This is a genomic window from Micromonospora sp. NPDC049282 (assembly GCF_043197045.1).
Classification (GTDB): domain Bacteria; phylum Actinomycetota; class Actinomycetes; order Mycobacteriales; family Micromonosporaceae; genus Micromonospora.
Genome location: NZ_JBICSL010000006.1, coordinates 286,060 through 300,404, shown reverse-complemented (window position 1 = coordinate 300,404; position 14,345 = coordinate 286,060). Strand labels below are relative to the sequence as shown.

Here is a 14,345-nt window from a genome sequence, read left to right as displayed (position 1 = left end):
CTCGTTCTGACCTTCGACAAGCCAGAACCTAGGCAGGACAACGGCGTGCGCCATCACCGACGCGCCCAACCACCCACAAACACGTCACAAGACCCATATTTATGACCGAGAGGTATAGCGCCCAGAAGTAGACCCTTCTCCTGACCGCCAAGCCGGTCACGATCCTTCCTGGTGTTCCGTCTCCCCGGCGGGCCGGATTCGACCGGCGTGGGGAACGGCTCGACGGGCGGTCGCGCGGCGACGGGGCGGTCGCGCGGCGACGGGCGGGAGGATGTGGCGATGCGGGTGCTGGTGACCGGTGCGACCGGACGGCTCGGGCGGGTGGCGGTGCCGCGGCTGCGGGACGAGGGATTCACCCTCCGGGCGGTGAGCCGCCGGCCCGGCGCCGGCGACGGCGTCGAGTGGATGGCCGCCGACCTGGCCACCGGGGCCGGACTGGCCGAGGCGGTCGCCGGGGTGGACGCGGTGCTGCACCTGGCCTCGTCGCCGAACCGGCGGACCCACGAGACAGACGTGCTCGGCACCCGCCGGCTGACCGTAGCCGCCGGTCACGCCGGGGTGCGGCACCTGGTGTACGTCTCGATCGTGGGTGTCGACCGGGTGCCGCTCGGCTACTACCGGCACAAACTCGCGGCCGAGCAGGTGGTGGCCGCCGGGGCGGTGCCCTGGAGCGTGCTGCGGGCGACCCAGTTCCCCGGTTTTCTGGCGGAGTTGCTGACCGGCGCGAGCCGGTTGGGTCCGGTGATCGGGGACCCGGCCGTGCTCGCCCAGCCGGTCGATCCCGGCGAGGTCGCCGACCGGCTCGCGGTGCTGCTGCTCGCCGGTCCGTCGCACCGGGTGGAGGACTTCGGCGGGCCCGAGGTGCTCCGCTTCGACGAGGCCACCCGGGCGTGGCTCGCAGCCCGACGGTCCCGCCGGCCGCTGCTGCCGGTCCGGATCCCGGGCCGGCTCGGCCGGGAGCTGCGCGCCGGCGCCCTGACCACCACCGCCACGCCGACCGGCGCCCGCACCTGGGCGGACCATCTCGCCGACACGTACGGGGGAACCGTTTGAAGATGAGATCCGGTCGGTTCCGGGTCGACCTAGCGTGACCTCATGCTGGTCTTCGTCACCACCGTGGTGCTCTACGTCTTCGGCTTCGTCTTCCTCTACGGCGTGATCCGGGTCGGCGTCCGGCACGGGATCCAGGACGCCGAGGCGAACCGCCCCGAGGCGCTGTCACGGCGCCAGCTCACCGAGGTGTGAGGCGGGGCCCCCTCTTAACGTATTCGGTAGCGGAAGGCGCCCCGCTTGACCGGGAGGCGAGCGGATTGCCGGCGCGGGTGCGAGGATCGGCCCGTGATGGGAACGTTGAAGACCGAGCCGGCCCGGGTGCGGCTGGACCTGTTGGCACCGCCGGTCGCCGCGGCGGTGGAGCGATGGCCGGACGAGGCTCCGGTCGACGTCGACGAGGTGCTGGTCGCCCCGATCGACGCCGAGCTGGCCGACACCGCCGCCTTCTGCGCGGCGTACGAGGTGGGGCTGGCGGAGTCGGCCAACTGCGTGGTGGTCGCCGGCAAGCGTGGCGGCGAGACCCGGTACGCCGCCTGCATCGTGCTCGCCACCACCCGGGCCGACGTGAACGGCGTGATCCGCAAGCTGCTGGACGTCCGCAAGGCGAGCTTCGCGCCGATGGCCGAGGCGGTGGAGCTGACCGGCATGGAATACGGCGGGATCACCCCGATCGGACTGCCCGAGGAGTGGCCGATCCTGGTCGACGCGCGGGTGATCGCCACGCCGCACGTGATCATCGGATCAGGCGTGCGGCACAGCAAGATCGCCCTGCCCGGGCCGGCGCTCGGCGCGCTGCCCGGAGCGAGGGTGGTGGAGGACCTGGCCAAGCCGGCCTAGGGCCTCACCTGCATCGATCTTGTTCCACGTGAAACATCACGCGGACGCCTCCCGCTGTGCCACCTCGCGCAGCGCGGCGAGCAGCGTCTCCGGCTCCTGGGCGCCGGTGACCGCGTACTTCCCGGCCAGCACGAAGGTCGGCACGCTGGATACGCCGAGCTGATGCGCGGCGCTCAGCTCGGCGGCCACCTCGCGGCGGCCGAGGTTGGACTCCAGAGAGCCGCGCGCCTCGGTCTCGTCCAGCCCGACCTCGGCGGCGAGCGCCACCAGCGCGTCGATCGACCCGACGTCGAGACCGTCGGAGAAGTGCGCCCGGTAGAGCCGCTCCACCATCTCGGCGCCGCGCCCCCGCTCGGCGGCGAACCGCACCAGCCGGTGCGCGTCGAACGTGTTCGCCGTCACCGCCCGGTCGAACCGCAGGTCGAGGCCCACCCCCGCAGCGATCCCGGAGACGTGGGCGGCCATCTGATCGGCCTTGTCCCGGCCGCCGAACTTGTCGCCCAGCGCGTCGAGCAGCGGCCTCGGCTCGGTCACCGGGGTCGGGTCGAGCTGGAAAGGTCGGTACCGGACGGTCACCTTGCCGTCGTACGACTCGATGGCCTGCTCCAGGCGGCGCTTGCCGATCCAGCACCAGGGGCAGGCGACGTCGGCGTAGATCTCGATCTCCATGACCATCGACAACCCGCAGGTCAGGCGATCTGTTCCCGGACCTGACGCTTGAGACGGGCCAGGATGGCCGTGCCGCCGCGTACCCGGAGCGGGCTGATCGCCTGGGCCAGGCCCATCCGCTGGTAGAGGTCGTCCGGCACGGCCAGCACCTCCTCGGCGCTCGCGCCGGCCAGCCCTTCGGCGAGGATGCCGGCGAACGCCCGGGTGGTCGGCGCCTCCGGCGGGCAGTCGAAGACCGTGCTCACCGTCTTGTCCGCGTTCACCTCGGCGCGCAGGAAGAACGCGGTCTGGCACTCGGGGACCTGCTCCAGCCCTTCCCGGTCGACTCCCTCCGGCAGGGGTGGGATCACGTCGGCGAACTCCAGCAGCATCTCCAGCACGACGTCGCGCGGGGCGGCGGCGAACTCGTCGACGATCTCGGCCAGCTTGGTCGGCATCTCGGGCATGCGTCGAGGCTATCCGCCGTGTCGTCACCACCCATCGCTGGTGGTGAGAAGGGGCCCCTTCTCTACCAGAGGCGTCAAGAAGGGGCCCCTCCTTTCACGAGCTCGGCGCGGCCTCGCTGATGTCGCTCAGCGCCGACTGGGGGTCCAGCTGCATGGCCAGGTCGCCCAGCGAGACGATGCCGACGAGCTTCCGCTCGTTGTCGCAGACCAGCACCCGCCGGATGTTGCGCTCGCGCATCAACGCGGCCGCCTCGCCCGCCGTGCAGTGCTGCTCGATCATGACGACCTCGCGGGTGATGATGGCCCCGATCGTGGTGGTGCCCGGGTCGGCGCGCTCGGCCACCGCCCGCACCACGATGTCGCGGTCGGTCAGCACGCCGGCGAGCGTGGCGCCGTCGGTCACCACCACGTCGCCGATGTCCGACTCCTTCATCACCCGGGCCGCCTCGTCCAACGGGGTCTCCGCGGGGAGATAGACCACCTGCTTGGTCATCACGTCACTGACGCGGTACATGAGAGCCTCCGAAACGCCTCGGTCGATCCTTCTGCGGTACCCGGTGGCGCACTCGCTACACCCCGTCGCGGCGCGTCGCGCCCACCTCGTCGAGCAGGCGCGCCACGACGTCCTCCACGGACAGTTCGGTCCGCTCGCCGGTGGCCCGGTCGCGCAGCTCGACGTACCCGTCGGCCAGCCGGCGGCCGACCACGACGGCGCGCGGGATGCCGATCAGCTCGACATCGGTGAACTTCACCCCGGCGGAGACGTGGGCGCGGTCGTCGACCAGCACGCGCAGGCCGGCGGCGGCGAGGCGCCCGCCGAGCTGAAGCGCCGCGTCGAGCTGCGGCCCCTTCCCGGCCGACACCAGGTGTACGTCGCACGGCGCGACCTCGGCCGGCCAGACCAGCCCCCGGTCGTCGTGGTGCTGCTCGGCCACGGCGGCCACCGCCCGGGACACCCCGATGCCGTAGCAGCCCATGGTCGGCCGGACCGGCTTGCCCTCGGGGCCGAGCACGTCGACCGCGAACGCGTCGGTGAACCGCCGGCCGAGCTGGAAGATGTGCCCCACCTCGATGCCCCGCCGCATGGTGAGTTCACCGTCGCCGCAGGCCGGGCAGGGGTCGCCGGGGCGCACCTCGGCCGCCTCGATGGTGCCGTCGGGGACGAAGTCGCGCCCGCACACCACGTCGGTGGCGTGCCGCCCCGGCTCGTTGGCCCCGGTCAGCCAGGTGGTGCCGGTGACGACCCTGGGGTCGACCAGGTAGCGGACGCCGTGCTTGGCCAGGATCTGCGGCCCGAGGTAGCCGCGGACCAGTTCCGGGTGCGCGGCCCAGTCGTCGAAGACGGTCACGGTGGCCGGGTGCAGCGTGGCCTCGACCCGCTTCAGGTCCACCTCGCGGTCACCGGGCAGGCCGACGACCAGCAGCTCGGCCCGTTCGGCGTCGGGCCGGCGAACGGTCAGCACCACGTTCTTCAACGTGTCGGCGGCGGTCCAGCCGGTGCGGCCGGCGAGCGCGCGGGCGTTCGCCAGGTCGACCAGGGAGGCGATGGTCGGCGTCTCCGGGGTGTCGTGCACCTCGATGGACGGGTGCGCGTCCGGGTCGCCGGCCGCGGGCGCCCGGGTCACCACCGCCTCGGTGTTGGCCGCGTAGTCGCAGCGGGTGCAGCCGGCGTAGGTGTCCTCGCCGGCCGGCGTGGCGGCCAGGAACTCCTCGGACGCCGAGCCGCCCATCGCGCCGGACATCGCGTGCACCACGGCGAAGTCCAGCCCGAGTCGGGTGAAGATCCGCTGGTACGCCTCGCGGTGCCGGTCGTAGGCGGCCTGGAGCCCGGCGGCGTCCAGGTCGAAGGAGTAGGCGTCCTTCATCAGGAACTCGCGCCCGCGCAGCACGCCGGCCCGGGGACGGGCCTCGTCCCGGAACTTCGTCTGGATCTGGAACAACGTCACCGGGAAGTCCCGGTACGAGGTGAACAGGTCCTTCACCAGTAGCGCGGCCATCTCCTCGTGGGTCGGCGCGAGCAGGTGCTCGGCGCCCTTGCGGTCGGCGAGGGTGAAGATGTCGTCGCCGTACTCGGTCCACCGCCCGCTGGTCCGGTAGGGCTCGGCCGGGAGCAGCGCCGGGAAGTGCACCTCCTGGTCGCCGATCGCCGCCATCTCGTCCCGGACGATCGCGGTGATCCGGTCGAGCACCAGCTTGCCCAGCGGCAGCCAGGTGTAGCCGCCCGGCGCGGCGCGGCGTACGTAGCCGGCGCGGAGCAGCAGCCGGTGGCTCGGCACCTCCGCGTCGGCCGGGTCCTCGCGCAGGGTCCGGAGCAGCAGGGTGGACACGCGTAGCAACATGGGCGCAGCGTACGGCGATCATCGGCGAGCGGGCGATCCCTTTCGGCCTTCACGGGGTATGAAGGTCGAATGGAACAGCGTCCCCGATTCTCGTTGACGTCCACCGTGCTCGACGCGCCGTCCGCGCAGGAACTCGCCGTCTTCTACGAGCGGCTGCTCGGCTGGCCGCGACGCGAGGACGAGCCGGACTGGGTCGTGCTGGCCCCGCCGGACAGCGGCGCCACGCTGGCGTTCCAGGACGAGCCGGCGTACGTGCGTCCGGTGTGGCCGGCCGGGCCGGACGATCCGCCGATGATGCTCCACCTCGACATCAAGGTCAACGACCTCGACGTGGCCTCGGCGTACGCGGTGTCGCTCGGGGCCACGGTGGCGGACTACCAGCCCCAGGACGACGTGCGGGTGCACCTCGACCCGGTCGGCCATCCGTTCTGCCTCTATCTCTGACCGATCAGCCGGACCTCGCAACGGAGACCGCCCATATTGGCCAGTCGGGCGTCACCGGTCACCAGGGGGCAGGCCGTCATCTCCGCCGCGGCGACGTACGCCGCGTCGTAGGTGGAGACGTTTGCTCGGAGCTGCCACATCCGCTCGATCAGCGTGGCGGTCGGGATCTCGTCGATGACCAGCCATTGCAGGGCATCGACCGCCTCCTGCGCGCGTGCGGCTCCCAGCTTCCGCCCCAGGGCCTTCCCCCTGATGACCGACATGACCTCGATCAGCAGGTGACCGGGTGATGCCCAGTGCGGGTCGGCGATCAGCTCGGACCGTGCGGCGTCACCCATCGGACCGTCGTCCACGAGGGCGTCGGCAAGGGCGGACGCGTCCACCACGATCATGCGGCGTCGCCCCGGCCTTCGCGCCGGCTCCGCTCGCTCCCGCGCTGGCTACGCTCGTCGGCCAGGTCGGCGGCGCTCTCCCCGGGCAGCGACCGGGTGCCGTCGGACCGTCCGCCGAAGCCGTCCAGGATCGCGCTGTTGCGCAGCCGTCGGGCCTGGGTCTCGACCAGTTCCAGCAGGTATGCCTGGAGCGACTGACCACGTGCCCTGGCCTCGGTGGCGAGCGCGTTCCGAACGTCTTCCGGCACGTCTCGGATCTGTAGAGCAACCATGCATTCATTATGCATGCACACGCGGTGAGTCGAGGGCCCTGGCAGTAGTCTGCCGAGGTCTGCCCGGCACCGGTGAGCTGTGGCGTCAGGTGGGCAGATCCGTCGAGCCGGTTCTCGCCAACGTCGCCAGCATGGTCGGGCCACTCACCGCCGCGCAGGAGTCGGCCGCCCGCGACGTGGTCCAGGCCCGCATCGACGCGGAAGGCGCCTTCCGGGTACGCAAGCACACGGTGCTGATCAGCGCGGTGCGCGACTCCCACTGACCCGCACGAAGGCGCGCCAGGCGTCGGGGGCGAAGGTGAGGACCGGCCCGGCGGGGTCCTTGCTGTCGCGCACCCCGACCAGGCCGACCAGGTTGTCCGCCACCTCGACGCAGTCGCCCTGGGTCCCGCTGCGGGTGGACTTCCGCCAGATCGCGTCGATCAGCTCCATGACGACATCACTTCCTTCATCAGATCGGCCGACTGCTGGCGCGGAAGGGCCTCACTGCGGACGCTCTCCCATCTGGACAGCAGGATAGCGACGCCCTCGTCATTGTCGACCACCACGCCGCCGAGCTGGTTCTCCAGATGACCGACCCACCCGCCGTCGGTGCCGCGGGCCAGGGCGAAGGGACCGACCAGTCCGACATGCATGGTGACCATGGTCGGCACGATGTGAATGTCGATGTGAGGGTGCTCGCTGCACTCGATGAGATGCGTGATCTGTTCGGTCATCAGCCCGTGGAATGCCTCGTCGGCCCGGCGTAGGACGGATTCCTCGATGACCGCGATGTACTTCGGATGGTCCGGGCTGGAAAGGATCGACTGTCGGTCCAACCGCACCCCGAGTCGCCGCTCGACGTCGTCGTCGCTGATGAGGTCATCCGTGCGGATCATCGCCCGTGCGTAGTTCTCGGTCTGGAGCAGCCCGGGCACCAGGGTCGGTTGGTAGGTGCGCAACTGCTGGGCCTGGCGTTCGGCCTCCAGCCAGGGGCGGAACCAGCTCGGTTGGCCGTCCCGCTCGGCGAGCTTGAGCAGCGACGTCAACAGCCCGCCGGTGCCCAGCACCTCGTCGGCCCGCTTCAGGAAGAACCGGTCCAACGGGCGCTGGCCCAGCTCCACCGCCGACACCTGCGAGTTGGAAAAGTGCACCAGCTTCCCGAACTCCTCCTGGCTCAGCTCGGCCTTGAGTCGCAACCGCCGCAGTTGCGCGCGGATCAGCTCGGCGGTCGGCTCGTTCTCCACCCGGTCTCCTCGGTCGCAAGCTGGCTTCTCGGCCCCTTCCCGGACCGACCCCGGCGACTTCCGAGCGTAGTGGCGATATCAGCAGAATGTCACGCATGAATCTTCCCGTGCCCCGACTCGGGCCGTACCCGGACCGGCCGCGCCCCTACCCGCCGGACCACCCGGCGCACCTGCCGATCCGGCCACTGTGGCTCTGCCGCGCCTGCGGCGCACCGTGGCCCTGCGCCCAGGCCCGCCTGCTGCTCAAGGCCGAGTACGGCGACCACCCGGTCGACCTGGCCGTCTATCTCTCCGGGCTCTACCACGAGGCCACCCACGACCTGTTCCGCCTCAACCCGCAGGACGGGCCGACGCCCCGTGACCTGTTCGACCGGTTCGTCGGCTGGGGCCCGTACCGACGCGGTGTCACCGGGCCGGGCTGACCGTCGCCCAGCGGCGGCGGCGGTCCGCGTCGATAGGATCCACCGCCATGGCAGCGCGTAGACAGGTCGTGTCCGGGGACTTCGACCTGACCATGGACGAGCTGCGCGTGGTGGCGCGTTACGTGGTCGAGGACGCCGAGAGCGTGCTGCCGGTCTTCGAGCAGGCCGTACCCGACGATCCGCGTCCCCGGGCGGCGATCGAGGCGGCGCGGACGTTCGCCGACGGCGCCGACCGGACGAAACTGCAGCGGGTCGCGTCGGTCGACGCGCACCGGGCGGCCCGGTCCGCGCCCTCGGAGGCCGCGCGCCTGGCCGCACGATCCGCCGGTGACGCAGCCGCCGCGGCGTACCTGCATCCGCTCGCCCAGGCCAGCCAGGTCGGTCACATCCTGCGGGCCGCCGCGAGCGCGGCGCGGATCGGCGAGTTGACGGCGGGCGATGACCCGGCGGTCGGTGACGCCCTGCTGGAGCGTTCGCGGCGGCGTGCCAATCCGGTGCTCGTCGACGTGCTCCGCCGCTACCCGCCGGTGACCGGTGGCGGCAGCCGGGTCGCGCGGCTGATGAGCACGCTCGACGATGCCCTGCGGCGGACTCCCCGCCGCAGGTGAGGAGGGGTGACTCGTGATCCTGCCGAAGGTTCGGGATCCCCGCTTCGTGACGATCCGTCGCGGCGGGACGCTCACCGACGACCACCACCGCCTGCTCGCGCTCTGGGCCGCCGACTGCGCGGAGCACGTCCTCGGCCTGTTCGAGGCGGTCCGGCCCGGCGACCCGCGTCCGCGCGAGGCGATCGCGCACATCCGGGCCTGGGTGCGGGGCGAGGTCACGATGATGGTGTCCCGCGCGGCCGGCGGTCACGCCATGGGCGCGGCCCGGGACCTGCGTGGGGCGGCGCGCCATGCCGCGTACGCCGCCGGCCAGGCCGGGGCCGTCGCCCACGTCGCCGCGCACGAACTCGGCGCGGCCGCGTACGCGATCAAGGCGGTACGGGCGGCGGCGCCGGACGGGCAGGGCGACGCGGCGGGCCGTGCGGAGTGCCGGTGGCAGCGCGAACAGCTCCCGCCGGCGATCCGCGACCTGGTCCTCGACGACCAGCGGTTGCGCAACGACATCTGCTGGTCGGTGTTCGACTGTTGAGCCGAGGAAAAGCCGACGCTCGGCGACGGCAACCATCGAGCGACGAGGTGACGTCTGGAGGGCATCAACTGACGCACCACTGACCCGAAGGATCGGCTCGTGTGGACCCTCTCCTGAGTGAGTTCGACTCGTTCGTGCGCACCCGCACACCGGCGCTCCTGCGCTCGGCCTATCTGCTCACCGGTGACCAGCACCTGGCCGAGGACCTCGTCCAGTCCGCCCTGGCCCGGACCCACCGTTCCTGGGGCCGGCTGCACGACAGCGGCAACGCGGAGGCGTACACCCGCAAGATCATGTACCACCTACAGGTCTCCTGGTGGCGACGTCGTCGGGTGGCCGAGTCGATGCCGGGCGACCTGCCCGAGTCACGCGGAGGCGACTCGGGGCCCGACCACGCCCAGCAGATCACGCTGCGGCTCACCCTCCGGGCCGCGCTGGCCCGGCTCTCCACCAAGCAGCGGGCCGTGCTGGTGCTGCGGTTCTTCGAGGACCGCACCGAGGTCGAGGCGGCGGAGATGCTCGGCGTAACCGTCGGCACGGTCAAGAGCCAGACCTCGAAGGCCCTGACCAAGCTGCGCACCGTCGCCCCGGAACTCGCCGACCTGTACGCCACGGAAGGATCCGCCCGATGAACCAGGACCGCCTGCGCCTCGACCTGGCCGACCTGGCCGACGAGGTCACCCCGGTCGACCTGCGGGACCGGGCCCTGCGTACCTCCCGCCGGCTCGGCATCCAGCGGGCCGTCGTCACCTCCGCCGCCGCGCTGCTGGTGCTGGCCGCCGCGACCGGGACCGCGCTCGCGATCCGGCCGGACGGCCAGGCGCCCGCGCCGGCCGTCCCGTCGGTGACCAGCACCCCGCCGCCGCCCCAGGTCACTCCGACGCCGACCGTGACGCCGTCCCGCACGCCGAGCGCCGGCCCGAGCACCACCACCGGTGGCGGCCCGGCCGGGGCCACGTTCGGGCGGCTCTTCTACGGCCCGTCGCCGACCGGCGACGACACCTCGACCGCCGGTCATCTCTGGTCCTTCCAGCCCGGCTCGCAGCCGACCCGGCTGGCGAAGCTTCCCCGTCTCGCCGCGATCCTCAACGCGGTCGTCTCGCCGGACGGCAGCCGCGTCGCCTGGGTCGACCCGGACGAGAACCTCTGGGTGGCCGACGTCGACGGCGGCAACCCGCGGAAACTCACGCCGGGCGGCCACCGTCAGGTGGAACAGGACTGCTGGACGCCGGTGTGGTCCCCGGACGCCCGCCGGCTCGCGATCTCGGTCCTCCTGCCGACGGCGCCGGCTCTCACATGGGAGAAGGGCGTCGTCGAACTGACCACGGGCAAGTACACCCCCATCAGCGAGATCCAGGGCTGCCACCCGGTGTGGTCGGCCGACGGCAAGGTCCTCGCCTACGCGGACGGGGAGGGCCGGGTGGCGGTGAACCGACCGGACGGCACCGCGGAGAAGCTGATTCCCGGCTTGGGCGTGCCGGGCGCCCGCTCGTCCTTCGACGTCGCGAGCATCTCGCCGGACGGGTCCCGGCTGGCGCTTCTGCTGCGGAAGCCGGACGAGCCGGCGGGTGACGTGGCGCGGGAACTCGACGCGAACGCCGTGATCGACACCCGCACCGGCCGGCAGGTCCAGTTGCCGCTCGGCGGCCGGCCGCTGCTCCAGGCCGCGTTCCGGGACGACGGCACGCTGGTGGCCCGGGTGGGCGCCGGTGACCACAACGTGCTGGTGCTGATCGGCGCCGACGGCCGCAAGATCAGCGAGAGTCGGGAGCCGGCGACGTTGAAGGGCCAGCAGATCCTTCAGGTCGTCGGCTGACGGTCGACCGCGGGGGGGGGGGGGGGGCGGGGGGGGGGGGCCCCCCCCCCCGCCCGCCCCCCCCCGGGGGCGGGGGGGGGGCGGCCGCGGGGGCGCGCCGCCCCCAACTCCCGGGTGGGGGGGGGGGGGGGGGCGGCGGCCGCCCCCCCCCGCCGCGCGGGGGGGGGGGGGCGGGGCCCGGGGGGGGGGGCCCCCGGGGGGGGGCCCCCCCCCCCGATCGTTCAGCGCAGCACGGTGATCGCGGCGTCCGCGCCGACGTGCTTCCACGGCACCAGTACCACGGTTCCGTCCCGTTCCAGCACCGTCGCGTCGCTGCCCTCGGTGCCGGCCGACCTCGGGCCCTCGGCCAGCGTCGACACCGTCCCGGTCGCCCGGTCGATCCGGACCAGCCGGGGAGCGAGGTCCCGATGGTCGCCGACCTCCCAGGCGAGCACACCCGTCTCGTCGAGGCGGATCAGCTCCACCTCGCTGTCGGTGTGCCCGGCCGAGACCCAGCGCCGCTTCCCGGTGGCCAGGTCGATCGCCACCACCTGGTTGGCCTGGCGCATCTTCCCCGGCACGTTCGCCGCCTCGGTGGGCAGGTAGAGCGTGTCGGCGTCGGCCAGGTAGGGCCGCACGGCGGGGCCCTCGACCGAGTTGGAACGGTTGACCGGCAGGTCGCTGAACCGCGTACCGTCGACGGGGTTGCCGAACGTGGCCCGCGGCCTGCCGGCGGCGTCCCGGGCGGCGAACGTCGAGTCGTTCAGACCGGGCAGGCTGACCAGCGGTTCGACGCTGAGCACGCCGGCGCTCGCGGTCGGCAGCCGCTGCTGCCAGCGCACCCTGCCGGTGGCCGGGTCCAGGCCGAGCAGCGTGCCCCGGTCGCCGTCGCAGCGCGCGGTGACCACGGCCAGCTCGCCCTCGGCCTGGGTGTCGGAGAGCCGGCAGTCCCGCCCCGGCAGCAGCCGGTCGGCGTCGCTCTGCCACAGCCGCCTGCCGTCGGCCAGCGAGTAGCCGAGGACGCGCTGGTCGGCGCGGACGACCACCTGACCGCCGGCCACCGACAGGTCCGGCGCGGCGAGCGTGTCGCGGCCCTCCCGCCGCTCGGCGGGAAACGCCACCTGCCAGGACCGGGCCCCGGTGGCGGCGTCGAAGCCGACAAGCGTGCCGCAGGAGTCGGCGGACCCGAGCGCCACCACGCCGCGCCCCTCGGTCAGCGCCCGGGCGGCGCCGCAGAGCGAACTGCCCTGGGGCGCGGGCACCCCCCACGCCTGCCCACCGTCGTCGAGCCGGTAGGCGATGATGCCGTCGGGCTGGGCCCGGACCACCGCGTCGCCGACCAGCCAGGCGCCGAACATGTCCTGCCCGTCGAACGTCTTCAGGCCGTTGCGCTGCCGCTCGGGGAAGTCGAGCACCCAGGCGGCGCGCAGTGCCCGCCCGTCCTCGTCGCCGCCGACCAGTCGCGACACGCCGTAGGCGGTGCCGGCGGCGATCGCCAGCACGGCCACCAGGCCACCGGCGGCGAGCAGCGCGAGGCGCCCGCGCCTCCTCGGCGCCGTCGGCGGCACGCCCGCCGGTCCGGGCCAGCCCGGCGGCGGGTACGCGGGCGGCTGCTGCTGGTGCTGGTACGTCATCCGTTCGTCTCCGATCCCGCTCAGCGCGCCCGCGTACGGACGTCGTCGGCCCAGCCGCCCTGGAACTCGTCGAGCGACACGCCCAGCACGTCCCGGGCGGCCCGGTCGGTCGGGGTGCCCGCGTAGACGGCGTCGACGAAACGGAACAGCTTCGGCTCGCCGTACTTCTCGGCGAGGTGGTTCATCGCCGTGTGCCCGAGCCAGTAGTGGAAGCTGATCAGATCCGGGTTGCCCCAGTCGCCGTTGTCCGGCAGCTTCCCGTTCCACCCGCGGAGCAACCGCCGGGCCGCCGCGGTGCGTCCGCTGTCGCCGAGCGGCCGGCCGTGGAAGGCCACGTATTCGGCGAAGCCCTCGACCACCCACTCGTCGAGCCTGTCGAACGCGTCCACCTCGGTCAGGCTCGTCCGTGGCGTCATCAGCGAGTGCGCCACCTCGTGCCGGAACACCATGCCGGCGTCGTTGCCGCCGCCGGGGCGGGTGAAGTATCGCTCGTCGGTGTCCACCACCACGCGGGTGCCGCCGATGGTGAACTTCCCGTCCCGGCGCTCGGCCGCCACCATGCCCAGCGAGAAACCCGCCTCGGTGGCCTCCGCGGTGCCGATCCGGTAGAGCGAGCCCACCTCGTCCTTGCCCTTGGCGAGCGCCACGACGAAACCGTTCGGCACCGGGCCGGGCAGCCCGCCGGCCCGCCACACGGCCAGGTCGTGGACGGCCGCGGCCTCGGCGGTCGGGGCGTACCGCTTCGCCAGCGCGGCCCGGGTGGAGTCGGCGATGAGCAGGGTGTGCGGCGTGCGCTCGACGTGGATCTCCCGCCACCTGTCCCACGGGCCGGGGTAGTAGACCGTCTTCGAGCTGCCGTTGGCGGCGGCCGGCGCGCCGGTGACCGCGGTGACCCGGATCGGCGCGTCCCGGCTCGGGCGGACGACCGTCCAGCGGTACCACTCGGTGACCGGGGCCAGGTCGAAGCCGTCGAACTGGTGCACGAAGGAGACGTCGAGCTGGAACGTGACGCCCTGGCCGAAGGCGTCGCTGGCCCGGCCCTGCTTCTCCACGGTCTCGTACCGGGCCACCGACAGCGGCAGCTTGGCGAGGTTGCGGAAGAGCTGCGTCTGCGAGGCGACCAGGTCCTTCCGGGCCGGGTCGAACGTGGCCAGCCAGCCGTCGAGGTCCTTGGCGGCCAGCGCCTTGCCGTGCCGGTCGAGCAGGGCGGTCAGCTCGGCGTCGGTGACGGTGACGCCGTTGGCCGCGGCCGCTGCCTTCCGCGCCGGGCCCTCCTCGTCGTCGCGCAGGCCGAGCCCGACGCCGACCAGCGTGCCGGCGCAGACCGCCAGCGCGAGCGCGCCGGCCGCGAGCCCGATCCAGAGCTTCCGGCTCGACCGCGGTGGCGGTGGCGGTGGCGGCGGGTACGCCGGCCACGGTTGCCCGGGTGCGGGAGGCGGGCCGGGTGGGTGCCCCTGCGTCATGTGGATCCTCGCTCGTGCGGTACGCGGGACCGGCCGGGCCGCGCGCCCGACCGGATGACGGCTGACATCATCCCCGGTCCGGCCGGTGGATTCTGCCCCGCCCGCACGTGCCGGGGGGTTTGTCCGCTCGGACGGCTGTCGGGAACCGGACGTCGAGACGTCCGCCACGTCCGGCCCCGGGGGGCGGGCGGGACCGGCCCGGACGGTGGAAGACTG

The 14,345-nt window shown here is 73.1% G+C and carries 20 protein-coding genes; 10 read left to right on the top strand and 10 right to left on the bottom strand.

The annotated features are described in order from the left end of the window. Positions 1-279 precede the first annotated feature (279 nt). The 3 genes from ACGFI2_RS14115 (at position 280) to ACGFI2_RS14105 (ending at position 1,890) form a co-directional block, all read left to right on the top strand. Positions 280-1,053 (top strand): SDR family oxidoreductase, encoded by a 774-nt coding sequence (locus tag ACGFI2_RS14115; RefSeq protein WP_393515791.1) that lies wholly within the window; start codon positions 280-282, stop codon positions 1,051-1,053. Positions 1,054-1,095: 42 nt separating this feature from the next. Further along, entirely contained in the window at positions 1,096-1,245 is a 150-nt protein-coding gene (locus ACGFI2_RS14110) for a hypothetical protein (protein ID WP_393515856.1), read from the top strand. A 96-nt stretch (positions 1,246-1,341) separates the two neighbouring features. Beyond that, positions 1,342-1,890: a YbaK/EbsC family protein gene (locus ACGFI2_RS14105; RefSeq protein ID WP_393515850.1), complete on the top strand. Its 549-nt coding sequence runs from the start codon at positions 1,342-1,344 to the stop codon at positions 1,888-1,890. A gap of 36 nt (positions 1,891-1,926) precedes the next feature. Here ACGFI2_RS14105 and ACGFI2_RS14100 read toward each other — a convergent pair whose 3' ends face one another. The 4 genes from ACGFI2_RS14100 to ACGFI2_RS14085 all read right to left on the bottom strand — a co-directional run bounded on the left by ACGFI2_RS14100 (position 1,927) and on the right by ACGFI2_RS14085 (position 5,344). Next, the gene (locus ACGFI2_RS14100; RefSeq protein WP_393515788.1) at positions 1,927-2,559 is read right to left on the bottom strand and encodes a DsbA family protein; all 633 of its coding nucleotides are present in this window, start codon (positions 2,557-2,559) and stop codon (positions 1,927-1,929) included. A gap of 20 nt (positions 2,560-2,579) precedes the next feature. Continuing rightward, positions 2,580-3,005, bottom strand: coding sequence for a SufE family protein (locus tag ACGFI2_RS14095; protein ID WP_393515785.1), 426 nt, complete (start codon positions 3,003-3,005; stop codon positions 2,580-2,582). A gap of 94 nt (positions 3,006-3,099) precedes the next feature. After that, positions 3,100-3,519 carry a CBS domain-containing protein gene (locus ACGFI2_RS14090; protein WP_393515783.1) on the bottom strand — a complete coding sequence of 140 codons (420 nt, stop codon included), beginning with the start codon at positions 3,517-3,519 and terminating at the stop codon, positions 3,100-3,102. Between the two features lie 55 nt (positions 3,520-3,574). Then, positions 3,575-5,344 carry a proline--tRNA ligase gene (locus ACGFI2_RS14085; RefSeq protein ID WP_393515780.1) on the bottom strand — a complete coding sequence of 590 codons (1,770 nt, stop codon included), beginning with the start codon at positions 5,342-5,344 and terminating at the stop codon, positions 3,575-3,577. A gap of 69 nt (positions 5,345-5,413) precedes the next feature. Between ACGFI2_RS14085 and ACGFI2_RS14080 the strand changes: the two genes are divergently transcribed. After that, positions 5,414-5,788 (top strand): VOC family protein, encoded by a 375-nt coding sequence (locus ACGFI2_RS14080; RefSeq protein ID WP_393515777.1) that lies wholly within the window; start codon positions 5,414-5,416, stop codon positions 5,786-5,788. Here the strand turns inward: ACGFI2_RS14080 and ACGFI2_RS14075 are convergent. Together ACGFI2_RS14075 and ACGFI2_RS14070 are read right to left on the bottom strand one after the other, a co-directional pair. Beyond that, positions 5,779-6,180 (bottom strand): type II toxin-antitoxin system VapC family toxin, encoded by a 402-nt coding sequence (locus ACGFI2_RS14075; protein WP_393515774.1) that lies wholly within the window; start codon positions 6,178-6,180, stop codon positions 5,779-5,781. The genes ACGFI2_RS14080 and ACGFI2_RS14075 overlap by 10 nt on opposite strands. Beyond that, entirely contained in the window at positions 6,177-6,452 is a 276-nt protein-coding gene (locus tag ACGFI2_RS14070; protein ID WP_393515771.1) for a hypothetical protein, read from the bottom strand. The genes ACGFI2_RS14075 and ACGFI2_RS14070 overlap by 4 nt, the downstream gene beginning before the upstream one ends. Before the next feature lie 89 nt (positions 6,453-6,541). Here ACGFI2_RS14070 and ACGFI2_RS14065 point away from each other — a divergent pair, with 89 nt between their 5' ends. Continuing rightward, the gene (locus ACGFI2_RS14065) at positions 6,542-6,715 is read left to right on the top strand and encodes a hypothetical protein (RefSeq protein WP_393515768.1); all 174 of its coding nucleotides are present in this window, start codon (positions 6,542-6,544) and stop codon (positions 6,713-6,715) included. Here ACGFI2_RS14065 and ACGFI2_RS14060 read toward each other — a convergent pair. Together ACGFI2_RS14060 and ACGFI2_RS14055 are read right to left on the bottom strand one after the other, a co-directional pair. Continuing rightward, a complete protein-coding gene (locus ACGFI2_RS14060) occupies positions 6,690-6,884 on the bottom strand; it encodes a DUF397 domain-containing protein (protein WP_393515765.1) in 195 nt (64 codons plus the stop codon). The genes ACGFI2_RS14065 and ACGFI2_RS14060 overlap by 26 nt on opposite strands. Further along, entirely contained in the window at positions 6,875-7,678 is an 804-nt protein-coding gene (locus ACGFI2_RS14055) for a helix-turn-helix transcriptional regulator (RefSeq protein WP_393515762.1), read from the bottom strand. The genes ACGFI2_RS14060 and ACGFI2_RS14055 overlap by 10 nt, the downstream gene beginning before the upstream one ends. A 95-nt stretch (positions 7,679-7,773) precedes the next feature. Between ACGFI2_RS14055 and ACGFI2_RS14050 the strand changes: the two genes are divergently transcribed. The 5 genes from ACGFI2_RS14050 (at position 7,774) to ACGFI2_RS14030 (ending at position 11,053) form a co-directional block, all read left to right on the top strand. Continuing rightward, positions 7,774-8,100: a hypothetical protein gene (locus ACGFI2_RS14050; protein WP_393515760.1), complete on the top strand. Its 327-nt coding sequence runs from the start codon at positions 7,774-7,776 to the stop codon at positions 8,098-8,100. A gap of 47 nt (positions 8,101-8,147) precedes the next feature. Further along, positions 8,148-8,708 (top strand): putative immunity protein, encoded by a 561-nt coding sequence (locus tag ACGFI2_RS14045; protein ID WP_393515757.1) that lies wholly within the window; start codon positions 8,148-8,150, stop codon positions 8,706-8,708. 13 nt (positions 8,709-8,721) lie between these two features. Next, positions 8,722-9,237: a putative immunity protein gene (locus ACGFI2_RS14040; RefSeq protein ID WP_393515754.1), complete on the top strand. Its 516-nt coding sequence runs from the start codon at positions 8,722-8,724 to the stop codon at positions 9,235-9,237. A 101-nt stretch (positions 9,238-9,338) separates the two neighbouring features. Further along, complete coding sequence (locus tag ACGFI2_RS14035) at positions 9,339-9,869, top strand: SigE family RNA polymerase sigma factor (protein WP_393515751.1); 531 nt, start codon at positions 9,339-9,341, stop codon at positions 9,867-9,869. Further along, positions 9,866-11,053, top strand: a complete 1,188-nt coding sequence (locus ACGFI2_RS14030) for a TolB family protein (RefSeq protein WP_393515748.1) — start codon at positions 9,866-9,868, stop codon at positions 11,051-11,053. Before ACGFI2_RS14035 ends, ACGFI2_RS14030 begins: the two co-directional genes overlap by 4 nt. Positions 11,054-11,274: 221 nt before the next feature. Here the strand turns inward: ACGFI2_RS14030 and ACGFI2_RS14025 are convergent, their stop codons facing one another. Further along, positions 11,275-12,666: a PQQ-binding-like beta-propeller repeat protein gene (locus ACGFI2_RS14025; RefSeq protein ID WP_393515745.1), complete on the bottom strand. Its 1,392-nt coding sequence runs from the start codon at positions 12,664-12,666 to the stop codon at positions 11,275-11,277. Positions 12,667-12,686: 20 nt separating this feature from the next. After that, positions 12,687-14,129: a hypothetical protein gene (locus tag ACGFI2_RS14020; protein WP_393515742.1), complete on the bottom strand. Its 1,443-nt coding sequence runs from the start codon at positions 14,127-14,129 to the stop codon at positions 12,687-12,689. Positions 14,130-14,345: the final 216 nt, after the last annotated feature.